The sequence below is a fragment of the Achromobacter sp. EG18 genome (assembly GCF_059759395.1).
In genome coordinates this window covers 1,092,598-1,112,324 of the sequence record NZ_CM186213.1, presented here as the reverse complement: position 1 = coordinate 1,112,324, position 19,727 = coordinate 1,092,598, and the positions used below count along the sequence as shown (strand labels likewise).

The window sequence follows — 19,727 nt, the reverse complement described above, 5'->3', positions numbered from 1 at the left end:
GCGCATGCCATCCCAACCTGTCCTGCAAGTGAATGACCTGACCACCTGTTTCGAGGGCGATGACACCACGGTGCTGGCCGTGGACGGCCTGTCGTTCGACCTGATGCCGGGCGAGACGCTTGGCCTGGTGGGCGAATCCGGCTGCGGCAAGAGCGTTACGTCGCTGTCCATCATGCGGTTGCTGCGCGCGCCCGGGCGCGTGGCGCGCGGCCGCGTCGAATTCGACGGCCGCGACCTGCTGGCCCTGCCCGAGAAAACCATGCGGGCGGTGCGCGGCAACCAGCTGTCGATGATCTTCCAGGAGCCCATGACCTCGCTCAATCCGGTCTTCACGATCGGCCGCCAGATCAGCGAGCCGCTGATGCTGCACCAGGGCCTGTCGCGGCGCGAGGCCATGAAGCAGGCCGAGGCGCTCTTGGAACTGGTGCAGATCTCCGACCCGGCGCGGCGCGTGCATGAATACCCCTACCAGTTGTCCGGCGGCATGCGCCAGCGCGCCATGATCGCCATGGCGCTGGCCTGCCAGCCCAAGGTGCTGATCGCCGACGAACCGACCACCGCGCTGGACGTGACCATCCAGGCGCAGATCCTGCACCTGCTGCGCGACATCCAGGCGCGGCTGGGCACGGCGATCGTGCTGATCACCCACGACCTGGGCGTGGTGGCGCAGATGTGCCAGCGCGTCATCGTCATGTACGCGGGCCGCAAGGTCGAGGAAGGCAGCGTCGACGACGTGCTGGACCGCGCCGCCCATCCCTATACCCAGGCGCTGATCCGCTCGCTGCCCGACTTCGTCGATGGCCAGGACCACAGCGCCCGCCTCGCCGAGCTGCCCGGCATCGTGCCGGTGGTGACGCCCGAATCGCGCGGCTGCGCCTTCGCGGCGCGCTGTCCCGAGGCCCTGCCGCGCTGCGCCGAGGAGGCGCCGCCGGAAGTTGCCGGCGGCGACCGCCACCGTGTCTGGTGCTGGGCGCGCCAGCCCGCGCCGGCCGCCAAGATGGAGCAAGACCCGCGATGAACCTGCACGACGCCCCCTTCCCATCCGCCGTCGCCGCGGCCTCCGCCACGCCCATGCTGCAGGTGACCGACCTGAAGAAGCACTTCCCGCTGGAGGGCGGCAAGGTGCTGCGCGCCGTGGACGGCGTGTCCCTTTCGGTGGCGCGCGGCCAGACCCTGAGCCTGGTGGGCGAGTCCGGTTGCGGCAAGTCCACGACCGGCAAGTGCCTGATCCGCCTGACCGATCCCACCGCGGGCCGCATCCTGCTCGAAGGCGCCGACCTGGCCGCGATGAACAGCGGCCAGTTGCGCGCCATGCGGCGGCGCATGCAGTTCATCTTCCAGGATCCGTTCTCGTCGATGAACCCGCGCATGCGGGTGCGCGACATCATCGGCGAGCCGCTGCGCAACTTCGGCTACGGCCGCGAGGCCATCCGCGAACGGGTAGCGCAGTTGCTGGCCCGCGTCAGCTTGCGCCCGGACGCCGCCGACCGCTACCCGCACGAGTTCTCGGGCGGCCAGCGCCAGCGCATCGTCATCGCCCGCGCCCTGGCGCCGGAACCGGGCCTGATCGTCTGCGACGAGCCGGTGTCGGCGCTGGACGTATCGGTGCAGGCGCAGGTCATCAACCTGCTGATGGACCTGCAGCGCGACCTCGGGCTGACTTACGTGTTCATCTCGCATGACCTGAGCGTGGTGCGGCACATCAGCCACCAGGTGGCGGTGATGTACCTGGGGCGGATCGTCGAGAGCGGCAGCCGCGATGCGGTGTTCAACCGTCCGTCGCATCCGTATACCCGCGCCCTGCTGGCCGCGGTGCCCTCGGCCCGCCGGGGCGAACGCGCCCCCGTGGCGGTGCTCAAGGGCGAGATTCCCAGCCCGCTGGCGCCGCCGTCCGGCTGTGCCTTCCGCACCCGTTGTCCGCTGGCCCAGGCGCGCTGCGCCCAGGAAACCCCCATCGCCCGCCCGGTCGGCTCCGGCCAGCTGGTCGCCTGCCATTTCGCCACTTGATCGCCACTTGATCGCCCCGCCGGAGATTTCCATGTCCCAATCCGATTCCCAGCCCTTCGACCTGCTGCTCGTGGGCGGCACCCTCATCGACGGCAGCAACACCCCGGGACGGCGCGCCGACCTGGGCGTGCGCGGCGACCGCATCGCCGCCATCGGCGATCTGTCGGACGCCGCCGCGCACACCCGGGTCGACGTGTCGGGCCTGGTGGTCGCGCCCGGCTTCATCGACTCGCACACCCACGACGACAACTACCTGCTCAGGCGCCGCGACATGACGCCCAAGATCTCGCAGGGCGTCACCACGGTGGTCACGGGCAATTGCGGCATCAGCCTGGCGCCGCTGGCGCACGCCAACCCGCCCGCCCCCCTGGACCTGCTGGACGAAGGCGGTTCGTACCGTTTCGAGCGCTTCGCCGACTACCTGGACGCGTTGCGGGCCACGCCGGCGGCCGTCAACGCCGCCTGCATGGTGGGCCATTCAACGCTGCGCGCCGCGGTCATGCCGGACTTGCAGCGCGCCGCCACCGACGAGGAAATCGCGGCCATGCGGGACCTGGCCGAGGAAGCCATGGCCAGCGGCGCCATCGGCATTTCGACCGGCGCCTTCTACCCGCCCGCCGCCCGCGCCACCACCGAAGAGATCATCGAGGTGTGCCGGCCGCTGAGCGCGCATGGCGGCATCTACGCCACCCACATGCGCGACGAAGGCGAGCACATCGTGGCCGCGCTGGAGGAAACCTTCCGCATCGGCCGCGAGCTGGACGTGCCGGTGGTGATCTCGCACCACAAGGTCATGGGCCAGCCCAATTTCGGCCGCTCGCGCGAGACGCTGCCGCTGATCGAGGCCGCCATGGCGCGCCAGGACGTCTCGCTGGACGCGTATCCCTACGTGGCCGGCTCCACCATGCTCAAGCAGGACCGCGTGCTGCTGGCCGGACGCACCATCATCACCTGGTGCAAGCCCTTCCCCGAACTGAGCGGGCGCGACCTGGATGAAGTCGCGGCCGAGCGCGGCAAATCCAAGTACGACGTGGTGCCCGAGCTGCAGCCGGCCGGCGCCATCTACTTCATGATGGACGAACCCGACGTGCAGCGCATCCTGGCGTTCGGCCCGACCATGATCGGCTCCGACGGCCTGCCGCACGACGAGCGCCCGCATCCGCGCCTGTGGGGCACCTTCCCGCGGGTGCTGGGGCACTATGCGCGCGACCTGGGCCTGTTCCCGCTGGAGACGGCGGTATGGAAGATGACGGGCCTGACCGCCGCGCGCTTCGGCCTGGCCGGGCGCGGCCAGCTGCAGGCCGGGTACTTCGCCGACCTGGTGGTGTTCGACCCGGCCACGGTGGCCGATACCGCCACCTTCGAACGCCCCACCGAGCGCGCCGCCGGCATCCATTCCGTGTACGTCAACGGCGCGCCGGTCTGGCAAGAGCAGGCGTTCACCGGCCAGCATGCCGGCCGCGTGCTCGCACGCACGGCCGCCTGAGCCCGGCGCCAGCCCTTACAATCCGGCGTGAACGGGGCGGCGTGCCGCCCCCTCCCAACCCTGGACGCAAACCGCTACATGGCCCCTCCCTCCGCTCGCAATACGGCCCCACCCGACATCGTGGGCAAGGAAGTGATGGGCGCGCGCCTGCGCGCCGAGCGCAAGGCCCGGAAAATGACCCTGCAAGACCTGTCGCAGGCCAGCGGCATCGCGGTCTCGACCCTGTCCAAGGCCGAGCTGGGCCAGATCGCCCTGAGCTACGAGAAGTTCGCCGCGCTGGCGCGGGCGCTGGGCATCGACATGACGCGCATGTTCATGCTGGGCGACGCGGCCCAGGCCGAGGTGGCTCCCACCTACGTCAAGAACAAGCTCAGCGACGCGCGCGACTACGCCACCGAGAACTATCACTACCGGCTGCTGATGGGCGAATACCCGGGCAAGAAGATGATGCCCATGCTGGCCCTGATCGACGCGCGCGAGGTCGTCGAGTTCGAGGACTACATCCGCCATCCCGGGCAGGAGTTCGCGCTGGTGCTGTCGGGCAAGGTGCGCATCCAGTTCGAGAACGGCGACAGCGTGGTGCTGAACCGGCTGGAATCCGCCTATTTCGACAGCGGCATCGGCCATGTCTACCTGTCGCTGAGCAAGAAACCGGCCGAGGTGCTGGCCGTGTGCAGCGACCTGGACGAAGTGCCCTCGCGCCTCAAGCCCGCGCCGCGCAAGCCCTGAGGCCGCCCGCCTCCTTCCTGCCGCGGGCAACGCCCGCCTGGCGCCTTGTGCGCGTGCCGCCGGCCCGCCGCGGCCGGAGGCACGCGCATCGCCGCTCACCGCTACGGGAAATCCCGTAGAAACTTTCTTTCCCCGCCCCGGGTCACTCATTATTCAGCTATTCGTCAGGATGACGGACCTGGAAACAGGCCGTGCCGCCCCGCCAGGCCGGATGACGCCCTGGCCAACGGGCCGTGTCGCCTGACGCCCTCCAGCCGTGAGTCCGAGCCCCCGCGCATCGTGCGCGGCGGCAACCTGCCGGGAGAATGCCATGCCGTCTTTGCCGCGCCGTCCGTTGCGCGCCCACCCCGGTGCCGCCGGCGAGCGAGGCGGCGTGGCCACCGCCGCGTCCGGCCCGCCGGGCCTGTCGGTGATGGACGCCACGGTCGTGCTGGTCGGCGTGGTGATCGGCATCGGCATCTTCGGCTTTCCGCCCCTGGTGGCGCAGCACGCGGCGTCCGAGGCGATGTACCTGGCGTACTGGTGCGCCGGCGGCCTGGTGATGCTGGTGGGCGCGCTGTGCTACGCCGAGCTGGGCGCGGCCTATCCCGGCGCCGGCGGCGAATACCTTTATCTGTCGCGCGCCTGGGGGCCGCGCGTGGGCCTGCTGTTCGCCTGGGCCCGCTGCACCGTGATCCAGACCGGCGCGATCGCGGTGGTGGCCTTCATCTACGGGGACTATGCGCAGCAACTGCTGCCGCTGGGCGAACACGGCGCCACCACGCACGCGGCGCTGTCGGTGATCGGCCTGACCGCGCTGAACGTGGCCGGCACGCGCCACTCGAAGCGGCTGCAATGGCTGTTCACGATCCTGACATTGGCGGCGCTGGCGGCGGTGCTGACCGCCGCGCTGTTCACCTCGACGCCGCTGGCGCCGGCGCCAACGGCGCTGGAAGGCAATGTGGCCGGCCTGATGGGCATGGGCATGGTGTTCGTGTTGCTGACCTACGGCGGCTGGAACGAGGCCGCCTATCTCAGCGGCGAACTGCGCAACCCCGGACGCAACATGGCGCGGGTGCTGTTGATCGGCACCGCGGTGGTCACCGGCGCCTACCTGCTGACCAACCTGGCGCTGCTGGAACTGTTCGGGCTGCAGGGCCTGCGCGACACGCCGGCGCTGGGCGCGGCCGTGATGCAGCTGGCGGCCGGCCCCTACGCCGCCGCCCTGCTCAGCCTGGTGATCTGCGCCACCGCGCTGAGCACCATCAACGGCACCATCATTACCGGCGCGCGCGTCTACTACGCGCTGGGGCGCGACCTGCCGCGCCTGCGGGCACTGGCCGGGTGGAGCGCGCGCAACGAGGCGCCGGTCAGCGCCTTGCTGGCCCAGGGCGCGATCACGCTGGCCCTGCTGGGGGTGGGCGCCTTCAGCCACAACGGCGTGCAGGCCATGGTCGCCTACACCGCGCCGGTGTTCTGGCTGTTCATGCTGCTGGTGGCGGCCTCCGTGTGGCGCCTGCGCCGGCTCGATCCGGCGCGTCCGCGGCCGTTCCGGGTGCCGCTGTATCCCCTGACCCCGGCGTTGCTAGCGCTGGCCTGCGCCGGGCTGGTCTATTCCAGCGCCGTCTATGCAGGCGCCGGCGCCCTGATCGGGCTGGCGGTGCTGGCGGTCGGCGTCCCGGTGCTGCGCCTGCTCAAGCCCGCCGGGGCGTCGCCGGCCGAGCCGCCCGGTTGACCGCCGGGGCCCTTGCCGCCACGCCCTTTTTTCCGTCCGCCCAAGGAGTCTTCATCATGCAAGCTGCCCTATCGTCCGTTCCGTTCGCCCGCCGCTGGGCCGCCCTGGGGTCGGCGCTGGCCCTGGCCTTCTCCATTTCGCTGCTGGCCGAGGCGCGCGCCACCGGCGCAACCGCGGAGCCCCCCGCCAAGACCGACGCCTACGTGCCCGACGTGGGCCAGGACGGCAAGGACGTCATCTGGGTGCCGACCCCGCAGGCCCTGGTCGACAAGATGCTCGACATGGCCCGGGTCACACCGCGGGACCGGTTGATGGACCTGGGCTCGGGCGATGGCCGCACCGTCATCACCGCCGCCCAACGCGGCCTGCGGGCCAAGGGCATCGAATACAACCCCGACCTGGTGACCCTGTCGCGCAGCAACGCGGCCAAGGCGGGCGTGGCCGACCGCGCCACCTTCGAGGTGGCGGACCTGTTCGAGACCGACCTGTCGCAGGCGGACGTGATCACCATGTTCCTGCTGTCGACCATCAATGAAAAACTGCGGCCGCGGCTGCTGGAACTGGCGCCCGGCACCCGCATCGTGTCCAACACCTTCCGCATGGGCGATTGGGAGCCGGACGCCTCCGAAACGGTTACCGAGGCCTGCCAGACCTACTGCAACGCGCTGCTGTGGATCGTGCCGGCCAAGGTCGGCGGCCAGTGGGACCTGGACGGCCGCCGGTTGCTGCTGGAGCAGCGGTACCAGATGCTGACGGGCAACCTGGGCGGCAGCGAGATCACGGATGCGCGCATGGACGGGCGCAGGATATCGTTCTCCGTCGATGGCGTGCGCTACACCGGCGAAGTGGACGGCAACGCCATCAGCGGCAACGCCGCGGGCAAGGGGCAATGGTCGGCGCGGCGGATCTAGCGCCGCGGCGGCGCCGGGTTCCGCGGGCCTAGCGCGCCGCGGCCCGGATCACCCTGTGCACGAATTGCAGCTTGCCGACCACCGCGGCCGGCAGCACGAACGGATAGAAATCACGCTGCCCCATGCTGCGCGACAGCTCGTTGAGCGCCCCGGTCAGCGCCACCCAGGCGTTGACCAGGTCGAGAAAGCCCTGCCCTTCGGGATCGTCCGGATCGTACAGCGATACCCGGGTGAAAGGCTCAACGGCCTGTTGCACGGCCACGCGGGTGACGCCGAAGCTGATGGCGGTGTCCAGCGTGTCCATCATGTGCAGATAGTGGGCCCAGGTCTCGGCCCAGTCTTCCCACGGGTGGCAGGACGCATAGGTACTGATGAAACGCCCCGCCCAGTCGGCCGGCGGACCTTGCTCGTAATTGCGCCGCAGCGCCTGCGCATAGTCGGCGCGCTCATCGCCGAACACGGCGCGAAACGGCGCCAGCCAGGGGCCGCCGGCCACCAGCTGGTCCCAGTAGAAATGGCCGATCTCGTGGCGGAAGTGCCCCAGCAGCGTGCGGTAAGGCTCATGCATCGCCTCGCGCACCCGGTCACGGTAGGCATCGTCGGCCTCGCGGATGTTCAGCGTGATCAGCCCGTGGTTGTGCCCGGTCAGCAGCGGCGCGCCGTCCGCCGCCGGGGCCAGCAGATCGAACGCCAGGCCGCCGTCGCCCGCCGCCTGCGAGCGCCGGATAGGCAGGCCCAGCGTCAGGAGCTGGGCGACCAGCTGGCGCTTGGCGGCTTCCACCTTGCCCCATAACGGGCCGTTTTCCGCGACGGATAAATCGGGAATGGTGCGGTTCAGGCCACAGGCCAGGCAGAGCGACCCGCTGGCCGCGGCCGGCAGCAGCCAGTTGCAGGCCGCGGCCGAGGCGTAATTGGCGCAGCGCCTGAAGGTCCGGCCGCGCGCGCGCCCGGCTTCGATCCACAGGCCCCCGGCCTTGCCGGGATCCAGCGCCAGGACGTGGCCGCGCTTCGGGTCGAAGCCGAGTTGCCGGTGGCAGTTCAGGCATTCGCTGTTGTTGAAAAAGACCTGCTGGCCGCAGACGCAGCGGAATGCCTTGGCGCGGGCATGGCGCTCGCTGGCGCGCGAGCGATGCGGGGATTTCAATTGGCGGCCCAGGGCCTGGAAAAAATCATTCATGCGTGGGGCTCCGGCACGGGGCGGCGCGCTTACCGCGCCACCGCCTGATCGAGCCGCAGTCCGCGGCGCTGGGTGTCCAGCGTCACCTTCGCGCCGAGCGGAAGCGTCAGGTTGGGATCGCCGTGGCCGCTGGGCCAGGCCGCCAGCACCGGTATGCCGCGCCCGCCGAACTGTTCCAGCAGCAGCGGGAACAACTGGCTTTGGCCCGGCGCGTCGCCCATCGGCAGGCCCAGCCGGGTGAAATTGCCCGCCAGCACGCCCTTGATATGGTCGAACTTGCCCGCCGAACGCAACTGCCACAGCAGGCGGTCGATGCGGGGCAGCGCCTCGTTGACGTCCTCGATGAACAGGATGGCGTCGCGCGTGGCGATCTCATGGCGCGAGCCGATCATGGCGGCGATCAGCGCCAGGTTGCCGCCCACCAGCCGGCCGCTGGCCACGCCCGGCGCCAGGACCACCGGATTGGATGCGGGCGGCGCGTCGATCCAGGCGCCCTGCCCGATCTGCCCGCCCACCATGGCCAGCACGTGGCTGGCGGTGGGTTCCTCCTTGCCGGCCAGCAGGTCCTGCGCCAGCATCGGACCGTGGAAAGTGACGAAGCCTGCGTGGCGCTGCATTGCCAGATGCAGCGCCGTGATGTCGCTGTACCCGATGAAGGGCTTGGGATGCCGGCGCAGCAGGTCGAAGTCGAGCCTGTCGGCCAGCCGCCATGAGCCGAAGCCGCCCTGCAGGCACCAGACCGCGTCGATCGCGGGATCGGCGAACGCCGAGTGCAGGTCGTTCAGGCGCGCATTGTCATCGCCGGCCAGGTAGTCGTATGGCGCATCGCTGCGCGTGAGCGCGGCGGGCATGATGCGCGGCTCGTAGCCGCGCGCCTGCAGCCATTCGGCCGCGTCCAGGGCCGCCCCGTCGGCCGCCGACGCGGGCGCCACGATCGCCACCCGGCCGCCCGGCCGCAAGGCGGGCACGGCCGTGTCGCGGCCAGGCCCGGCACCGCTTGCCGCTGTGTCACGCGTGGTCGCGGCCGGGCCGGCTCCCGAAGGCGTCACCCGACTCGCGCAACCCGCCAGCGCCAGGCTGGACAATCCCAGGGCGCCCGCGACCCTTAGCAGGCCGCGTCGCGCGGGATCGATCGGGGCTTGAGACTCGCGAGGCCGTATCGCCATATTGAATCCTTGTTCGTTTTATATTATTTTATTTATCAATCACTTATCGTGCTTATCTAGAATTTACATGAGAAAATCCCGGCCCTTGCGGCCACCTGCAACTCCTTGGCCCAGGCGTTCCGACGCTTAATCCGCAGCGCCTCATCCTAGAATTCACTTTAAGTTATTCGAGAAAACACTTTAAGTTATTCCAGAAATCACTTTAAGTGTTTAGAAGCGCTCGTATTCCAGCCGATAACGCCATTGCCCCGCCGCCAGCCCGGCCATCGGCAGTCGACCGATGCGGATACGGCGCAGGGCCTGCAGTTGCAGCCCCGCCATGTCGCAGGCGTATTCAATGAAACCCAGGGCTGGCGTCTTGAGCGCGAAGCGCAGGTGGGTTTCGTTCTGCCAGCTGACCTTCATCGGCGTGGCCGGGCGGCCCTCATAGGCCAGGCCGCGCTGCAGTCGCGCCAGCCCGGCCGCATCCAGCGTGCCGCGCACCTGCGCAATGTATTCCTGCTCGACGTGGCGCCCCTCTTCCACCAGCTTGCGCGCGACCGCGTATTCCTGCGTGTACACCACCAGCCCGCTGGCCGCACGCTCTAGCGGCGTGGCCAGCTTGAGGCCGTTGAACATGCGCTTGAGATAGCGCTGGCCCGAACGGTCGCCCGGCATCAGGTTTTCGGGCACGACCAGGCCCAGCGCCGAATGCGCTGGGTCCGACGCCGACAGGCCCGCCGGCTTGTGCACCAGTATGCTCACCGGCCGCATCTCTTCCAGCCGCGCGCCCGGCAGCAGGCCGACAGCCTGGCCAGGGCTGACGCGGAAACCGGGTTCCTCGATGACCTTGCCGTCCACGACGACCCAGCCACCTTCGATGTAGCGTTCGGCATCGCCACGGGAACAGGATTGCTCGGCGGCCAGCCGCTTGGCCAGGCGGACGCTGTCGCTCATGGCCGGCCCGCGCAAAAAAGGAAGGCCGGAAAATGGGTGGGTCGGTGAATCGGCGGAAATATCGTCATCTCGAATACAGCGTGAAAGGCGGAAACAGACCGGCCCCGCGCGGCGCTCTCGGCGCAGGCATGGGGCCTGGCGCAGATGTTACGCGGTTTTCCCGCGGCGGCCCGTGCGGGAGAGTTTGCGCGGCTCAGGGCTCGATGGACGGGCGGGCTGCCAGCGACGCGTCGGCGGCCGGCGGCGGCACTTCGTCGACCCAGGCCTTGAGCAGCGTGGAGGTCACCGCCAGGATCACCGGGCCGATGAACAGGCCGACAATGCCGAAGGCGAACATGCCGCCCAGCACCCCGGCCAGGATCAGCAGCATCGACAGGTTCACGCCGCGCTTGATCAGCAGCGGCCGCAGCAGGTTGTCGAGCATGGTGACCAGCACCGCCCATACCAGCAGCAGGACCGCCGCCACTTTCATGTCGTTCTGGAACAGCCAGATCACACCGCCAAGCAGGGGCAGGAACGGCCCCAGTTGCGCCAGGCACAGCATCAACATCAGGGCGGTGATGATGCCTGCCGCCGGCACGCCGGCAATCCACAAGCCCAGGCCGCCCAACGCCGACTGCACCACGGCCGTCACCACGATGCCCAGCGCCACCGCGCGGATCGACAGGCCCGCCAGGCGGATCGCCGCCACGCCGCGGTGCCCGGCCAGCCGGTTGGCGAAGCGCTGCATGAAATCCGCCGCCACGTCGCCCTGGCTGTAGAGAATGCCGGCAATGACGATGGTGATCAGCATGTGCATCACGAATACGCCGACGATGGCCGCATTGCTCAGCAGCCACTTGGCCGCCATGGTGATGTACGGCTCCAGTCGCGCCAGCAGGCCGCCGGCGCCGGCGTCGGCCAGCGCCTGCCATTCATGCGCGATGCGCTCGCCGCCCAGCGGAATGCCGCGCACCCAGCCCGGCGGCGCCATCAGCGCATAGTCGGGCAGGCCCTTGATCGCGGTCATGATGGCCCCGCCATGCAGGGCCAGCGTCGAGATGGCCTGGTACAGCGGCAGCACGATCACCACCAGCAGCACGATCAGCATGGCCACGGTGGCAAGCCAGCGGCGGCCGCCACAGCGCCGTTGCACCGCCAGCATCACCGGCCAGGTCGCCACCACGATGGTGGTGGCCCAGATCAAGCCGAACAGGAATGGCTTGAGCACATACAGGCTGCCGATCATCAGCGCCGAGAGGATGACGACGACGAGCAGGTTGCGGGCAAGATCCGCGGGCGGACGTGGGTTCGGGTTCAAGCTGGGCTCCAGGCGGCGGATTGGCCGTGTATGAATTTATCCGAACTTCGGCGGGCGCGGCGCGGCGAGGCCTCAGGCGCCGCCGCCGCCGGACGCTGGCGGCGGCGCGGCGGGGGCGGAAATCAGGTGGCGCGTGAGTTCCAGCAGCTGCGCGTCGCGGGCCTTCTGTTGCGCCATCAATTCGGCCTGCTGCGCTTCGGCGGCCGTCAGGCGTTGGGCCAGCTCCTGCTCGCGGCGGCGCGACGCCTGCAGCGCTTCCCGCGCCGTGGCCAGCTCGGCCAGCCGCCGGCCCTGCTCCGCCTGGGCCTCGGCCTGCGCCGCGCGCAGTTGCGCGGCGGCCTCGGATTCGGCCACACGCAGGCGCTCGGCGGCCTCGGCCTCGGCCGCATGCAGGCGCTCGGCCGCTTGCGCCAGGGCCTGGCGCGACTGCTCGGCCTGCTGTTGGCGGGCCGCCAGCAGTTCGTCCAGGCGCGCCTGCAGGCGCTTGGCATTGCCGCGCTCGGCGTCCAGATCGTTGAGCCAGCGGCGTTCATGCGCCGCGTGGCGCGCATGGGCGGCCGCCAGCGCCTCGGCCTGCTCCTGGCGGCCGCGTTCGGCATCGGCTACCTGGGCCAGCAAGGCGGTCCGCGCATCGGCGAGCTGCTGCTGGCCGTGGGCCAGCGCCTCGTCACGCTGGCGCAGCTGGCTTTCGGCCGTGCGCAGGCGCGCTTCCGTTGCCGCCAACTGCCCGGTCGCGACTTTCAGGGCTTCTTCCAGGTCGCGCTCGCGGTTGGCCAGCAACGCCTCGCGCCGGGCCAACTGTGCAGCCAGGTCGGCCAGGCGCTGGTCTTCCGCCCGTTGCGCGTCTTCGCGTTCGCGATTGGCGCCGGCCAGGTCGGCCCTGGCCGCCGCCAGGGCGGCCTCCCAGAAGTGCGCGGCGGCCTGGGCGATGGGCTGCGGCACCGGCGCCGGCGCGGCGAACGCGCCCGGATCCTGGATTCGGGCGCCCAGTGCTCGGAACCAGGTTTCCAGGTGCGGGCTGACCGTATTGGGCGAGCCGCGGCCGATCTTCTGGCGCACGCGCTCGATGGTGGGGCGCGCGCCTTCCAGCAGCAAGGCATCGGCGGCGCGCCAGACGTCCTGTTCGGTGATTCCGGTGGCCATGGCGGAGTTTCCTGGGCAGAGGATGGGCAGATTACTCACGATAATGGAATCTTATCGTGAGTAATTTTCCTTATTAGTTATACATCATACACCATACGTATGAAATATAACTAAACGCCAGCGTCCTCTTGATCTGAGGGTATCAAGCGCGAAAATCGCCGGAATTTCCGCTCGCGAGGCGAGCTTGAGGCGGATCTCCGGCATGCCGGCCGCAAGCATCCGGATGCCGGAGATGGCGGCCGCGCTCTACATGCACCCTGCCTGTGTGCCGAGAGCCGGCATGGCCTGCCCGGCCACGGGTGCTAAGATCCCACGCATCCATCGACAACCGAATGCACACGATCTCAGGGCCGCCAGTCGGGCCGAAGGGTGAAGCTGCCAATGAAACGCCTGGCGTTGATCATCATGTTGTCCGCCTCCGCCTCCGCCTTCGCCACCTGCCAGGCGCAGGCAGCCCGGACCTGGCACTTCACCGGCGCCGAGCTGGTCTCGGCCCTGGAAGGCCGGATGCCTTCCGAGATTCGCGACGCATCGCTTGGCCGCCAATTCTCTTCTTCCTATGCGCAAGCCTATGTGCTCGGGATCGCCGACCTGACGCAAGGCACGGCCTGGTGCACCCGCGGCGGCGTCCTGCCGCATGAACTGAAGGACAGGGTGTACAGCTACCTGTCCACACTGCCCGCCAACCGTCTCGGTGGAAATGCCGGTCCGCTGGTCAGCGAGGCGCTGCGGCAGTCGTTTGCCTGCCCAGGATGACGAGACTTCTCTTTGCCTTTCTGGCCGGGCCGTTCTGGACCGCCCTGTTCCTGGGCCTGCAAGCGCGGCTCTTCTGGCGCGAGCCCGACTTCATCGGCGCAGGCGGGCAGCCCGACTGGACCCTCATGGCCACGCTGCTGGGCCTGCTGGCCGGCGCCATCGCCATGGCCGTGCTGGGCCTGCCGGCGCATCGCGTGCTGCGGCGGCGCGGCCGCGTCACGCTGGCGCCCTACGTGCTGGCCTTCACCGCCATCGGCCTGGCCGGCTGGTGCGCCGCGCTTCTCATCGCCTCGCTATTCGGCCCCGGCGACCTGCGCTTGGCCCTGTACATGCTGGCCGACACCGTCGTGTCGCGCCCCGGGGTGCCCTTGTCCGCCGCCGTCCTGGGCGCCCTGGTGGGCGCCAGCTTCTGGTGCATCGCCCGGCCCGACAGGACTGCGCCCTCCCTTCGGTCATCCCCGTCGTCGCCAGGAGACCGGGCATGATCCACCCTCGCCCGCCCCGGCCGCTGCCATCCCGCCGTGCGCGGCGGGGTCCGCGACAAGGCGGTGAACGTTGAACGGGCGCAGCTTCCCGCCGAGGCGGTCACTGCGCGCCCTGCTGCTGGCGGGCGCCGTCGCGCAGGCTACGCCCGCCGCGGCCCTCGAACGCCAGGAGATCGAAACCACGCTCGCGGCCGCCATGACCCAGGTGGTGAACCAGTATGTCGATCCGCTCGATTCGGGCGCCCTGACCGTGCGCGGCCTGCGCGCGCTCGGCGCGCTGCCCGAGGCGGCCGCGCCGTCACGCCAGGCCGGGATTGAACAGGCCATCCTGGCCGGCAGGCAGGCCGAGGGCATTACCCCCCAGACCCGCATCCTGGCCGGCGAGATCCTGCGCTTTGGCGACGGCGCGCCGCGCGAGGCGGCCCTGGATGCGGCCCTGCGCGGCATGATGACCGGCCTTGACCCCTATAGCCGCGTCGCCTCCCGCGCCGAACTGGCGCCGCCGCCTGCATCGGTGGGCCTCGAACTGTCGATCCGGGACGGCGCCCTGACCGTCGTGCGGCCCCTGCCTGGCGGCCCGGGTGAACAAGCCGGCATCCAGGCCGGCGATATCCTGACCCGCGTGGACGGCCGCGCCACCGCGGGCCTGCCGCTGCCCGAAGCCGTTGCCCTGCTGCGCGGCACGCCCGGCACCCGTCCCATGCTTACGCTGCGGCGGCCGGGCACGGCTGGCGCGATCATGGCGCAACCCGTGCGCGGGCCGGTGCAGGCGCCGCCCACGGTGCGTTGGGAACTGGACGGCGCAGTCGCAGTGATCCGCAACTCCGCCTTCGACAGCAGAACCGGCGGCCAGCTGCGGGATGCCGTCGACGCGGCGGCCACGCGCGCCGCCGCGCCGCTGGCGGGCCTGGTGCTGGACCTGCGCGGCAACGCCGGCGGGCTGCTCGACGCGGCCGAGCAGGTCGCCGGCCTGGCGCTGCCCGAAGGGTCCGTGATCGGCAGCCTGCGCGGCCGCGCCCCGGACAACGTTCGCGCGCTGCGCGCCCGCGATCCTCTCGTGCCGCGTGGCGTGCCAATGGTGGTGCTTGTCGATCGCCGCACCGCCGCCGGCGCGGAAATCGTGGCAGCCGCCCTGCAGGACCACGGCCGCGCCTTGCTGATCGGCGCGAAGACCTTGGGCGCGGGCACGATCCAGACCGTCCTGCCGCTGCCCGCCGGCCAGGGCGCGCTGATCGTCACCACCCACCGTGTCCACCGCGCCAACGGCGCCCGGCTGGACGGGACAGGGGTGGCGCCGGACATGCGGCTCGACGAGGCCAAGCAACGCATCACGGTGCGCGACGATATCGCGGCCGATTTCAACGGCGCCCTGGCGCAACGGGTGCGCGACGCGGTGGCGGGCGCGCCCGCCGGCGCCGACGTGGCCCTGCTGGCCGCGCGGGCCGCCCTGGCCCACGCAACCGCCGATTGAGGCGGGCCCATGCCCGACCCGGAACGAAGGAGCAAACCGATGCATACCGACCAGATTCCACCGGACTACCTGCCGTTATCGGTGCCCGGCCTGCCGACGCTCTATGGGCCGAACAGCGCCTGGCGCGTCTGGCTGGCGGCGTTGCCGCTGCCCGCGACGTCGCGATTGCGCGGCGCCGGCGCCCTTGCCGCATCGAAAGGCCACGCCCGCCACGACCGGCTCGCGCAGGACAGTGAAGTCATCGCCTTTTTCGAGAACGATGATGGCTCCGGCGAGCAGCCGGCGCCGATGATGATCGCGGCGGCCCGATGGTTGCTGGACCATGACGCCGCATTCCACCGCGCGGTGGTGGATGCCATGCTGGCGGACCTGCCGCGCCTGCGCGCCGAGCAGGATGGCATCGTGCTGGACGATGATGCCTTCCGCCTGCCGCCGCACTGGGACGAGCAGACCTTGCTCACCTTGATCCGCCTGAACAGCATCACGTTCCACCCCGTCGACGGCGGGCCCTACATCGGCCTGGACTTGCGCTGCGCCTGGGATGATGAGCACGGCTACGGATTGATGATGGCCGGCACCGACGTCATCGAGACCGGCGGCGCCGACGTCGGGTCATTGTCATGGATCGCGGCGCGGCACGCGACGTCCCTGGGCACGGGCCAATAGCGCCCGGCCTGTCGTCCACCTTGCGGATGCGGCGGAAAGCGTGGAACCCCTTCCGCGTTTGCGGCGATCCGCGCGATTCAGGAGCAAGACGTGGTTCTGATTTCCTCGGTTCGTTCACCCCCCGGCGAGGGCAGCCAACGCATCCGGCGGCGCCAGCCGGGCCGCCCGGCGCGATGGCCCGCGGCGCTCCTTGTGCTGGCCTTGTGCGGCGGGCCGCTGGCGGCCGGCGCGCAAGACGGCCTGGGCCTGATGTACGCGAATGCGCAAGGCGGCGAGAAGGGCGATGCGCAAGCGGTGGCATGGTTGCGCCGCGCCGCCGACCAGGGAGAAGCCGGCGCGCAGTTCAATCTGGCTGTGATGTATGCGAACGGTCGCGGCGTGCCGCAGGACTACGCGCTCGCCGCGCAATGGTGCGAGAAAGCCGCCGTCCAGGGCAATGCCGAAGCGCAGACCATGCTCGGCCGGATGTACGCCCAGGGCCAGGGGGTGGCGCGCCAGGAAGACCTGGCCGTGCAATGGTGGCGCCGCGCCGCCGACCAGGGCTACGCCGAGGCCCAGTATCAGTTGGGGGACCACTTCTTCGACGCCCCTGCCTCGCGGCGGGACGAGGCCCAGGCCAGGCGCTGGTTCGCCCTGGCGGCGGCCCAGGGCCACGCCGAGGCCCAGAACAACCTCGGCGTCATGTACGCGGACGGACTGGGCGGGCCGCGCGACGCCGGCAAGGCGGTCGAGTGGTTCCGCAAGGCCGCCGAACAGGGGCTGTCCAAGGCGCAGAACAATCTCGGCGCCATGTACTTCGCCGGCAGCGGCGTGCCCGCCGACGATAAGCTCGCCGTGCAGTGGTGGCGCCACGCCGCCGACCAGGGGAATGCCGCCGCGCAGGACCGCCTGGGCGGCGCTTATCTGTCCGGCCGGGGCGTGCCCCAGGACGATTTGCAGGCCTCGCAATGGTTGCGCAAAGCCGCCGAGCAGAACCATGCGCCGGCCCAGGACACGCTGGGCACGCTGTATGAGCAGGGACGAGGCGTGCCGAAGGACGAATCGCAGGCTGTGCAGTGGTACCGTCGGGCCGCCGAGCAAGGGCTGGATACGGCACAGTACAACCTGGCGCGGCAATACGACTTCGGACGCGGCGTGCCGCGCGACCTCGCGTCGGCCCGGGCGTGGTACGGGGAAGCAGCCGACCAGGGCTATCCGCGAGCGCAGTTCAACCTTGCCGTGATGTATGCCAACGGCGATGGCGTCGCGCAGGATGATGCGCAGGCCGTGCGTCTGATGCGCAAGGCGGCCACGCAAGGCCACCGCCAGGCGACGTTCGGCCTGGGAGTGATGTACGCCGAAGGACGCGGCGTGCCGCGCAATCTGGAAGCCGCCTTCGCATTGATCAGCGCCATTGCCTCGCCGGACGAGGAGATGACGCAGTATCGCGACATGCTCCTGACCCACATGCCGCCCGGCCAGCGCGAACGGGCCGAGCGGCTCGCCGACGAGCTGCGCGCCACCGGCGTCAGCGAAGCCACGATGCGACGCCTGGCTCCCGAAAGCGACGGCCAGCCCGCGTCATGACGCTTCCAGGCGGGCCAGCGCCGCCGCCAGGTCGTCGCGCGCCTGGCCGGGCGCGGCGCGGTCCAGCGCCTGCCGTATCGGCGCGACGGCGGCCGGCCCCGATCGGATCAGCAGCGCCTGCACCGATGACCGCAGCAGCGGATCATCGCTGCGCAGGCGCGCGCTGATCGCCGCGTCGAGCACCGCCGGCGCGATCGTCGCCGGCAACGGCCCGGATTCGCCCGCCACCGCGGCCAGCATCGTCGCCTTGTCGACAAGCCGCGCGGCATCGGATTCCTTTTTCACCGATGCGGCAAGATACAGCAGCCCCGCCGGGCCGGCCTGCGCCAGCGCGCGCCATGTCACCCGGGACGGCGCGCGGCTGCGCGACACGGCATCGATCATCGCCCGCGCGATGGCATCATCAGGCTTGGCAAAGCCGCCCAGCGTCACGATGATGCGTTCACGCGCCTCGTCCGAAGGCGCCGCTTCCAATTCCGCGATGAGGCCGCGAACCACGTCGTCATAGCCGGACGCGCCCGGCCCGAGGGCCTGGGCGATCTGGACGCGAATAGCCGGCGACGTTGACGCGGCGCCGGCCGCATCGAGTTTCTGGCGCACGTCCGCGGGCAAGGAAGCGCCGCGCGCGACCTGCGCCAGATCGCCGAGCATCCGCTCGTCCCGGGTGTCCCTGATGGCCTGGAAAAGCTGTTCCGGCGCGCCCCGGGTAGCGCTCCAGAGCGCCGTCCGCGCGGCCGCGCGCGCTGGTTCCGTCGGGCTCTGCCGCAAGTGTCCGAGCAACGGCGCCGCCATGGCGGCGCGGCCGCTCGCATCGAGCACGGCCAGGACCCTGGCCAAGGCCTGCATGCGCGCCTGCGGCACGTTGCCGGCCAGGTCCCGGCCCATGGTTTGCAACAGTTCATCCGGCAGGGTGACGCCGCCCTGGCGGCGTTGCGGCAGAAACGACGCCGTCCAGAGAAGCTCGGCCAACGCCTGCATGGCGCCGGTCCTGTCGGCCTCGCCTTTCGCCGCCTGATACTGGCGCGCGATCGTCGCGAGCGCTTGCCGGTCGCGCGCCGGAATCTCCGCGCGCGGCGCCGCCGCGATGGACGGGTCCCGTGGCGCCGCCCCGGCGGGCCAGGCCGCCGTCAAGGCCAGGACGGCCGACAGGCCGAATTGGCGGCAGAGCCGGCCGAATGCGCGCCGTCCCTGGTGCGGCGCGGCGGTTGCGCGGACATCATTCATCGCGTAGACACTCCAGGAATGCCGCGGTCAGGCTTGACTCGGCTTGTTGCTGTGCCGCCAGGATGTGGCGGGAAAACACGACCGCCGGCGCAAAAGGCAGGCAGACCACGCCCGGTATCTTCAAATGCCGCATCACCAGCGGATTGATCACGCTCACGCCCAGCCCCATCGCCACCATGCGGCAGATGGTGGCTGCGTAGGGCGTGTCCAGAATAAGCTTGCGGCGATCCGGCTCAAAGGCGGCGTCGATCGCCGCCCGCGTGCCATCGCCCTGCGTCAACGAGATAAAGGGCTCTCCATCCAGATCGCGGGCACTGACCTTGCGCCTGCGCGCCAGGCGGTGCCCGCTCGGCACGATGCAAACCCCCTCCTCCTGCGCCCAGAGGCTCGCGGTAACGCCTGGCGTATCGGCCAGGTATGACACCAGGCCCAGGTCGCAGTAGCGCGTCGCGGTCCATTTCGCGACCATCGGTGAGTCGCCTGTGTGTATCGACACCGGCACGTCCGGATAACGCTGGCGGAACGTTCGCATGACCTTGGGCATGACGCACATGGCAATGGACGGCACCGCGCCGATGCGCAGCGTGCCGGGACCGACCTGGCGGATCAGGCGGGCCGCGTCGGCCAGCGCATCCATGCCGAGAAACGCGCGCTGCACTTCCTGATAGAACGCCTCGGCTTCAGGGGTGGGCGCCAAGCCGCCCGCGCGGCGTTCGAACAGGCGGAATCCCGTCGCGCTTTCCAGTTGGCCGATGACCCGGCTGACGTTCGATTGAGACGTGTGGAGCTGGCTGGCGGCCAGCGTCATGGACCGCGTCAGCATCACGACGCGAAAAGTCTCGATGTGCTTGAACTTCATCCGTGGATTCTCCTGCCTCGGGCCGCACAGCATATCAAAATTGCATGCGCAGGCGGAATACTGTCATTTGACGTAATGATGTTCGATTTCCATACTGCATTCCCATCTCAGCGGGCAGCCTGCACGCGCAG

The 19,727-nt window shown here is 70.2% G+C and carries 18 protein-coding genes; 11 read left to right on the top strand and 7 right to left on the bottom strand.

The genetic code is table 11. The annotated features are described in order from the left end of the window. The first annotated feature begins 4 nt into the window (after positions 1 to 4). The 6 genes from AC6CR5_RS05300 (at position 5) to AC6CR5_RS05275 (ending at position 6,847) form a co-directional block, all read left to right on the top strand. Positions 5 to 1,018 (top strand): ABC transporter ATP-binding protein, encoded by a 1,014-nt coding sequence (locus AC6CR5_RS05300; protein ID WP_054507530.1) that lies wholly within the window; start codon positions 5 to 7, stop codon positions 1,016 to 1,018. Then, positions 1,015 to 2,007, top strand: a complete 993-nt coding sequence (locus tag AC6CR5_RS05295; RefSeq protein ID WP_020927668.1) for an ABC transporter ATP-binding protein — start codon at positions 1,015 to 1,017, stop codon at positions 2,005 to 2,007. The genes AC6CR5_RS05300 and AC6CR5_RS05295 overlap by 4 nt, the downstream gene beginning before the upstream one ends. Before the next feature lie 31 nt (positions 2,008 to 2,038). Beyond that, a complete protein-coding gene (locus AC6CR5_RS05290) occupies positions 2,039 to 3,493 on the top strand; it encodes an N-acyl-D-amino-acid deacylase family protein (protein ID WP_020927667.1) in 1,455 nt (484 codons plus the stop codon). A 78-nt stretch (positions 3,494 to 3,571) separates the two neighbouring features. Beyond that, positions 3,572 to 4,222, top strand: coding sequence for a helix-turn-helix domain-containing protein (locus AC6CR5_RS05285; RefSeq protein ID WP_035181226.1), 651 nt, complete (start codon positions 3,572 to 3,574; stop codon positions 4,220 to 4,222). 412 nt (positions 4,223 to 4,634) lie between these two features. After that, positions 4,635 to 5,936, top strand: coding sequence for an APC family permease (locus AC6CR5_RS05280; RefSeq protein WP_049054696.1), 1,302 nt, complete (start codon positions 4,635 to 4,637; stop codon positions 5,934 to 5,936). 56 nt (positions 5,937 to 5,992) lie between these two features. After that, positions 5,993 to 6,847 (top strand): SAM-dependent methyltransferase, encoded by an 855-nt coding sequence (locus tag AC6CR5_RS05275; protein ID WP_498085305.1) that lies wholly within the window; start codon positions 5,993 to 5,995, stop codon positions 6,845 to 6,847. Positions 6,848 to 6,875: 28 nt separating this feature from the next. Here AC6CR5_RS05275 and AC6CR5_RS05270 read toward each other — a convergent pair whose 3' ends face one another. From AC6CR5_RS05270 to AC6CR5_RS05250, 5 genes are all read right to left on the bottom strand, one after another. After that, a complete protein-coding gene (locus AC6CR5_RS05270; protein ID WP_498085304.1) occupies positions 6,876 to 8,024 on the bottom strand; it encodes a zinc-binding metallopeptidase family protein in 1,149 nt (382 codons plus the stop codon). A 29-nt stretch (positions 8,025 to 8,053) separates the two neighbouring features. Next, entirely contained in the window at positions 8,054 to 8,992 is a 939-nt protein-coding gene (locus AC6CR5_RS05265) for a S66 peptidase family protein (RefSeq protein WP_026385003.1), read from the bottom strand. Between the two features lie 408 nt (positions 8,993 to 9,400). Then, positions 9,401 to 10,126 (bottom strand): RNA pseudouridine synthase, encoded by a 726-nt coding sequence (locus AC6CR5_RS05260; protein WP_026385002.1) that lies wholly within the window; start codon positions 10,124 to 10,126, stop codon positions 9,401 to 9,403. A gap of 193 nt (positions 10,127 to 10,319) precedes the next feature. Continuing rightward, on the bottom strand, positions 10,320 to 11,426 hold the full coding sequence (gene ydiK / locus AC6CR5_RS05255) for an AI-2E family transporter YdiK (RefSeq protein ID WP_026385001.1): 1,107 nt from the start codon (positions 11,424 to 11,426) through the stop codon (positions 10,320 to 10,322). Positions 11,427 to 11,498: 72 nt separating this feature from the next. Continuing rightward, positions 11,499 to 12,569 (bottom strand): DNA-binding protein, encoded by a 1,071-nt coding sequence (locus AC6CR5_RS05250; RefSeq protein WP_498085303.1) that lies wholly within the window; start codon positions 12,567 to 12,569, stop codon positions 11,499 to 11,501. A 381-nt stretch (positions 12,570 to 12,950) separates the two neighbouring features. Between AC6CR5_RS05250 and AC6CR5_RS05245 the strand changes: the two genes are divergently transcribed. The 5 genes from AC6CR5_RS05245 to AC6CR5_RS05225 all read left to right on the top strand — a co-directional run bounded on the left by AC6CR5_RS05245 (position 12,951) and on the right by AC6CR5_RS05225 (position 17,513). Next, on the top strand, positions 12,951 to 13,325 hold the full coding sequence (locus AC6CR5_RS05245) for a Rap1a/Tai family immunity protein (protein WP_054444847.1): 375 nt from the start codon (positions 12,951 to 12,953) through the stop codon (positions 13,323 to 13,325). Continuing rightward, a complete protein-coding gene (locus tag AC6CR5_RS05240) occupies positions 13,322 to 13,810 on the top strand; it encodes a hypothetical protein (protein ID WP_026384998.1) in 489 nt (162 codons plus the stop codon). Before AC6CR5_RS05245 ends, AC6CR5_RS05240 begins: the two co-directional genes overlap by 4 nt. A gap of 70 nt (positions 13,811 to 13,880) precedes the next feature. Further along, the gene (locus AC6CR5_RS05235; RefSeq protein ID WP_498085302.1) at positions 13,881 to 15,281 is read left to right on the top strand and encodes a S41 family peptidase; all 1,401 of its coding nucleotides are present in this window, start codon (positions 13,881 to 13,883) and stop codon (positions 15,279 to 15,281) included. Between the two features lie 39 nt (positions 15,282 to 15,320). Then, positions 15,321 to 15,947 (top strand): DUF6985 domain-containing protein, encoded by a 627-nt coding sequence (locus AC6CR5_RS05230; protein WP_054444849.1) that lies wholly within the window; start codon positions 15,321 to 15,323, stop codon positions 15,945 to 15,947. 90 nt (positions 15,948 to 16,037) lie between these two features. Beyond that, on the top strand, positions 16,038 to 17,513 hold the full coding sequence (locus tag AC6CR5_RS05225; protein ID WP_498085301.1) for an SEL1-like repeat protein: 1,476 nt from the start codon (positions 16,038 to 16,040) through the stop codon (positions 17,511 to 17,513). On the opposite strand, the gene AC6CR5_RS05220 is transcribed toward AC6CR5_RS05225, so the two are convergent. Then, a complete protein-coding gene (locus AC6CR5_RS05220; RefSeq protein ID WP_026384995.1) occupies positions 17,508 to 18,737 on the bottom strand; it encodes a hypothetical protein in 1,230 nt (409 codons plus the stop codon). The genes AC6CR5_RS05225 and AC6CR5_RS05220 overlap by 6 nt on opposite strands. Then, positions 18,730 to 19,596, bottom strand: a complete 867-nt coding sequence (locus tag AC6CR5_RS05215) for a LysR family transcriptional regulator (protein ID WP_054515259.1) — start codon at positions 19,594 to 19,596, stop codon at positions 18,730 to 18,732. The genes AC6CR5_RS05220 and AC6CR5_RS05215 overlap by 8 nt, the downstream gene beginning before the upstream one ends. Positions 19,597 to 19,727: the final 131 nt, after the last annotated feature.